Raw genomic sequence first — 5,757 nt, 5'->3', positions numbered from 1 at the left:
TTTTCGACGACCCATTGGCTGAACGGTTCGCCAACCACTGTGCCGCGATCCTCGACCGCAAGCGCTGACTTCACCTCGGCCCGGTCCGCTTCCGTCGCCGCAGGCACAATGCGATCGACCATCGTGCTGGGCACGGCGACGCTCCCTTCGATCCACGCGGCAAGACCGTCAGCGTGAAGTGACGCAAAGTCGATGAGTGTCCGCCGCAATGTCGACCCGTTCGAGGGCAGGTTGTCGCAGGAGACGATGGTTGGCGCCGCCTTACCGGACGCGCGGATGCGACGCAGGGCCTCGACGAGAAAACCGATCGTACTCGTCGGAGCGCGGGGTGCAGCGAGATCGTGTTTTATTTCGGGATGATTGGAATCGAGCCTTCCGTCGGTTGCGAAACAATAGCCCTTTTCGGTCACCGTGATGGTGACGACCCGTGTCGCGGGAGCCGTGAGGCAGCGAAGCACCGCTTCTGGATTCTCCGTTGCTACGAGCACCGATTTGACGCTTCCGATCACACGATAATCGGCGCGAGCACGCTCGCGCGAGACGACGGTATAGAGCCCGTCCTGCGGTTCGAGTGCCTCGCGTACCGTAGCTTGACGCAAGCTGATCCCCGTAATTCCCCAGGGGCCGAACCGCTTGTGCAGCAAATCGTCGATGTAAACGGCCTGATGGGCGCGATGAAAGGCGCCAATTCCCAAATGCACGATACCCGCCTCAAGTCGATTTCGGTCGTAGGCGGGAACGCGTATCGCCGCCGGCAGTGTTGCGAGGTGCCGGCTATCCAGCCGGACCGCGCGGGTCGTGACGGGCGAGGTCTCGGCGGCTGCAATCACAGCTTGTATGCCTTCTTTGCCAGGTTGTAGGCGAGGTCGACCGCGACTTCGCGCGCCTCATCCTCTTCGAGGCGGTGATCCGCGACGAGTTCCGCGAGGTAGGCGCAATCGACGCGGCGCGCCACGTCATGCCGTGCGGGTATCGAGAGGAACGCTCGCGTGTCGTCATTGAAGCCCACGGTGTTGTAAAAGCCGGCCGTCTCGGTGACGAGTTGGCGATAGCGCCGCATTCCTTCGGGGCTGTCGAAAAACCACCAGGCCGGCCCCAGCTTGAGGATTGGGTAAGCGCCGGCAAGTGGCGCAAGCTCTCGAGAGTAGGTTGTTTCGTCGAGCGTGAAGAGGATTATGTTGAGCTTCCTCTCGTTGCCATACTTGTCGAGAAGCGGCTTGAGTGCGCGTGCGTAGTCGGTACGAAGCGGAATGTCGAATCCCTTGTCGCGCCCAAACGAGTGATAAAGCGATGGATTGTGGTTGCGGAACGAGCCGGGATGGATTTGCATTACAAGCCCGTCCTCTACGCTCATTTGCGCCATTTCCGTGAGCATCTGGGCGCGGAACAAATCCGCCTCCTGTGGGCTCACGTTCTTCTTTAGTACCTTGTCGAAGAGAATCTCCGCCTCACCGCGCGAAAGATCGGCCGTGCGTGCCGAGGGATGGCCATGATCCGTCGAGGTAGCACCCATTTTGGCAAAAAAACGACGCCGGTCCATGTGAGCATCGAGATAACCTTGCCATTTCGTCGTGTCTCTGCCGGTGATTTCGCCGAGGCGCTTTACGTTGTCGGTGAAACCGTCGAACTCCGGATCGACGACCGGATCGGGACGATAGGCGGTGAGAACGCGGCCGTGCCACTTGCTTTGCCGGAGCTTCTGGTGATGTGCGAGCGGATCGAGTGGCGACTCCGTCGTCGCGATCACCTCGATGTTGAACCGCTCGTATAGTGCGCGTGGCCGATACTGAGGTTTTCCGAGGCAACCTGCGACTTGATCGTAAATCCGATCCGCAGTTGCCGGCGACAAACGCTGCGTTACGCCAAACACTTCGCTCAATGCGTGCTCGAACCAGAGGCGCGAGGGAGTGGCACGGAAAAGATGGTAATTTTCGGCGAACAGGCGCCAAATCTTTCGCGAATCTTGTTCGATGCGCTGCCCATTGCGTCGCGCGATGCCGAGGCTGTCGAGGGGTATGCCCTGGCTATAGAGCATCCGGAAAATGTAGTGGTCGGGGACGATGAACAGGGTCGCGGGGTCGGGAAAAGATTCGTCGTCGGCGAACCACGCGGGATCGGTATGTCCGTGCGGGCTTAAAATTGGCAGATTGCGAACTTCCTTGTAAAGCCGCCGCGCGATCGACCGCACTGCGGCATTGGCCGGGAACAGCCGATCGGGCTCGAGCCGCAGCGGCGATGGCTTTGCGCGAACGGCGCGGTTTGTTTTGCCGTTACTCGATTTCTTTCGGTTTGTTTTTCCGGACGCCTTCTTCGCCACGCTTCCTCCCGAGAATTTTTCGGTGATTTTTGGTCAAGTGGTAAGGCCAATTACTATCAATATACCGCTGATCGAGTCAACGAGGCGGCGCGACGGGTCATCCGCTCTGGCGGCCGTCACGTGCGCAAGCACGCTTTACCGTACGAACGTGCGCCAAGTGTCGGAAAACGCGTCGAGGGCGCGTTCGACCTCGGCCGTTCCGATGTGCCGGTGGGTCACGAGGCGTAGCCGCCACGGCCTGGCCGGGGTCACGACGATGCTCTTGGGCCTCAATGCGGCCGTCCAGTCGGCGGCACTCCGGCGGGAAGCGCTCACGTCCATGTTGACGATATTGGTCTCGACATCGCCGGGGTTGGCGAGACGGGGATCGATTCCATGCAAGCCCTCTGCAAGCCGCTTCGCGGCACGGTGATCGTCAGCGAGACGCTCCACCATGTCCTCGAGGGCCACGACGCCAGCGGCCGCGACGACGCCGGCTTGACGCAGGTTGCCGCCAACCATGCGTCGGAACGCCCGTGCGCGCAGAATGAAATCGTCCGAGCCGCACAAGACGGAACCGATCGGCGCCGAGAGACCCTTCGATATGCAGAACGTGACCGAATCCCCATAGGCGGCAATTCGGTCCGCCGGTACGCCGAGGCCGATTGCGGCGTTGAATAGGCGTGCGCCGTCGATGTGGACGGGAATCCCATGCGTCTTCGCGATGGCTTGTAGGGCTGCCATGTGATCGAGCGATAGGATAGCTCCACCGGCGGCGTTATGTGTCGTCTCCATGCAAATGAGCGCCGTCCCGAGGCGAATGGGTGTGAGCCCCGGGCTTATCGCGTCCTTTAGGGCGTCGAGGTCCATCGCTCCCCTTTTGCCCGAAAGGGTGCGATGGAACAGGCTTGCGATGTTCCCGACCCCACCCATTTCCGTGCGCGCGATGTGGCTCTCGGCTTCGAGCAGGACTTCACCTCCGCGTCCGGTATGAGCGAGGATCGCAACCAGATTGGTCATAGTCCCGCTAGGCATGAAACAGGCCGCCGCCTTGCCGGTGCGGGCAGCTGCGAGGGATTCAAGCATCTTGACTGTTGGATCGCCGTCGCGGGAGTCGTCGCCGAGTTTGGCATGCCGCATCCGCTCCAGCATTTTTTCGGTCGGCAAGGTAATGGTGTCGCTTCGAAGGTCGATCGGATTCATGGAGTTTCACCGAATTTGGTTTCGCCCCGGGTCCTGGCTTTGCGACCGATGTTCGAGAAAGCGGCTCGGTGGGCGCGTTGTGGTTTTGAGTGCAAGGATATAGAGTGGCTTATACGAGTCAACTCTGCGAGCGGAAAGCGCTTCCCCTGACATCGCTGCCGAATCCCGCGATCGAGTCCCCTTCGGCCGCGAATTCTTCGCATTTCAGATGAACGGGACGGGGCCCAACCCAGGAGGCTATCACGATGGCAAGAAAGACTGACCGCGAAAACAAGCTTTTCAAGAGCGGGCTTACAGTCCGGCGCGCTGTCCTCGGCCGCGCCTATGTCGATAAGAGCCTTGCTTCCGCCGATTGGTTCAACATGCCGTTCCAGGAGCTTACGACCGAATATTGCTGGGGGAAAATCTGGTCTCGGCCGGGGTTGTCGCGCAAGACGCGGAGCTTGCTCAATCTTGCCATGCTCGCCGCCCTCAACCGTCCGCACGAATTGAAGCTCCATGTGAGGGGAGCCATCAACAACGGCGTTACGCCCGAGGAAATGCAAGAGGTCATGCTCCAGGTGGCGATCTATTGCGGCATCCCGGCCTCGCTCGAGGGCTTTCGCATTACCCGCGAAGCCTTGCTCGAGGCGGGCGCCCTGCAGCCCACGATGGGCAAGCGCGGCGTCAAGAGGCGCCGCGGCGGGAGGGCCGTGCCGTGACCACGCACCTCGCCATTCTCGATGACTACCAAGGCGTAGCGCTTGAACTGGCGGATTGGGCAAGCCTCGGGCCGGAAGTCTCGGTCATTTCCATCCGCGAGGTTTTGCCGAACATCGAGGCAGCCGCGCGCCGCCTCAGTAATTTCGAAATATTGGTTGCCATGCGGGAGCGGACGCCATTCCCGAAAGCACTCATCGAACGACTACCGAAACTCAAGCTTCTCGTGACGACAGGCATGCGAAACGCATCGATCGACGCGAAAACGGCGCTCGATCGGGGCATTGCCGTTTGCGGCACGGAAATGTTGTCCCATCCGACGGCCGAGCTTACCTGGGGTCTCCTTCTTTCGCTTGCGCGCGGCATTCCGCGTGAAGCGCGCAACATGAGCGAAGGCCGGTGGCAAACGACGGTCGGTGTCGGACTGCGCGGCAAGACGCTTGGCCTCCTCGGCCTCGGCAGGCTCGGCGGCGAGGTTGCGAAAATCGGCAAGGCGTTTGGAATGGAGCTGATTGCCTGGAGCGGAAACTTGACGGCCGAGCGCGCGGCAGCCGCAGGTGCCGAGTTCGTCGCGAAGAACGAACTGTTTCGAAGGGCCGATTTCGTCACGATCCACCTCGTGCTGAGCGAGCGGACCAAAGGGCTCGTCGGCGCCTCCGAGCTCTCGGCAATGAAGCCGACGGCATTTCTCGTGAACACGTCGCGCGGCCCGATTGTTGATACGCCCGCCTTGATCGCCGCTCTGGAGTTAAAGCGCATCGCAGGTGCAGCGATCGATGTATATGACACGGAACCGCTACCTGCCGACCACCCCCTCCGCCGGCTGGAGAACGCGCTGCTGACGCCGCACATCGGCTATGTCATTGCCGAGAACTATCGGTTGGCTTACGGCCAGGCGGTCGAGAATGTTCGCGGTTTCCTCGCGGGCAAACCCCTTCGCATGCTTAAAGTCTAGGAATCGAGCACGGCACTCGCGGCGTTGACGCCGGCGCCACGCCTTAATTTGTGACCAAGTTCCGCAAGCACATCCTCGATATAGAGGAGATCGGTCAGGATATCGCCTTCTCGGATGTCTCCCATTGTGCCGATCCGGATGACCTTGCCGGCGAGCTTGTTGCGCGCACCGGCGATTACTGTGCCGTGCTTTTCATAAAGCCGGCGTACAATGGTGTTGCCGACGAGACCGGCAGGCGCGCGAAATACGCAAACTGTGTTTGAAACCCTGCCCTTGGTCGGAAAATTCGCAAGACCGATCGCCGCGCAACCCGCGCGCAACGCCGATGAAATCCGTCGATGACGCGCAAGCACCTCGGGGATTCCTTCGTCGTGGATCATGTACAACGCTTCGTTCAGACCAAGGATTAGACTTACGGCCGACGTGTAGGGGGTCGCCCCTTCCTCGATCTCCGACCGGTATTTTCGAAAATCGAAATAGAAGCGCGGCAATCCGTCTTCGCGATTGACGATCTGCCATGCCTTTTGGCTCACGCTCGCCAAGCCGAGGCCGGGCGGACACATCAGCGCCTTTTGGGACGCCGAAACGACAACATCGACGCCCC

At 60.8% G+C, this 5,757-nt stretch carries 6 protein-coding genes; 2 read left to right on the top strand and 4 right to left on the bottom strand.

What is annotated here, in order from left to right:
* The 3 genes from VEJ16_12235 to VEJ16_12225 all read right to left on the bottom strand — a co-directional run.
* Positions 1-830 (bottom strand): mannitol dehydrogenase family protein (locus VEJ16_12235; GenBank protein ID HYB10432.1); only part of this gene is annotated, 830 nt, incomplete at its 3' end.
* Positions 827-2,230, bottom strand: a complete 1,404-nt coding sequence (uxaC, locus tag VEJ16_12230) for a glucuronate isomerase (GenBank protein ID HYB10431.1) — start codon at positions 2,228-2,230, stop codon at positions 827-829. The genes uxaC and VEJ16_12235, both read right to left, overlap by 4 nt.
* Before the next feature lie 222 nt (positions 2,231-2,452).
* The gene (locus VEJ16_12225) at positions 2,453-3,499 is read right to left on the bottom strand and encodes a GntG family PLP-dependent aldolase (protein ID HYB10430.1); all 1,047 of its coding nucleotides are present in this window, start codon (positions 3,497-3,499) and stop codon (positions 2,453-2,455) included.
* 245 nt (positions 3,500-3,744) lie between these two features.
* On the opposite strand from VEJ16_12225, the gene pcaC reads away from it, so the two are divergent.
* Together pcaC and VEJ16_12215 are read left to right on the top strand one after the other, a co-directional pair.
* Positions 3,745-4,200, top strand: a complete 456-nt coding sequence (gene pcaC, locus VEJ16_12220; protein ID HYB10429.1) for a 4-carboxymuconolactone decarboxylase — start codon at positions 3,745-3,747, stop codon at positions 4,198-4,200.
* Positions 4,197-5,153 carry a D-2-hydroxyacid dehydrogenase family protein gene (locus VEJ16_12215; GenBank protein HYB10428.1) on the top strand — a complete coding sequence of 319 codons (957 nt, stop codon included), beginning with the start codon at positions 4,197-4,199 and terminating at the stop codon, positions 5,151-5,153. The genes pcaC and VEJ16_12215 overlap by 4 nt, the downstream gene beginning before the upstream one ends.
* On the opposite strand, the gene VEJ16_12210 is transcribed toward VEJ16_12215, so the two are convergent.
* Positions 5,150-5,757, bottom strand: a 608-nt coding sequence (locus VEJ16_12210; protein HYB10427.1) for an alanine--glyoxylate aminotransferase family protein, incomplete at its 5' end; no start/stop codon positions are given. The genes VEJ16_12215 and VEJ16_12210 overlap by 4 nt on opposite strands.

It is taken from the genome of Alphaproteobacteria bacterium, assembly GCA_035625915.1.
Classification (GTDB): domain Bacteria; phylum Pseudomonadota; class Alphaproteobacteria; order JACZXZ01; family JACZXZ01; genus DATDHA01.
This window is presented reverse-complemented; position numbering and strand designations above follow the sequence as displayed.

Bases quoted from the DNA above. Each gene is read 5' to 3' on its own strand.
- VEJ16_12225 (HYB10430.1), bottom strand. From the start codon at position 3,499: ATGAATCCGATCGACCTTCGAAGCGACACCATTACCTTGCCGACCGAA.
- pcaC (HYB10429.1), top strand. From the start codon at position 3,745: ATGGCAAGAAAGACTGACCGCGAAAACAAGCTTTTCAAGAGCGGGCTT.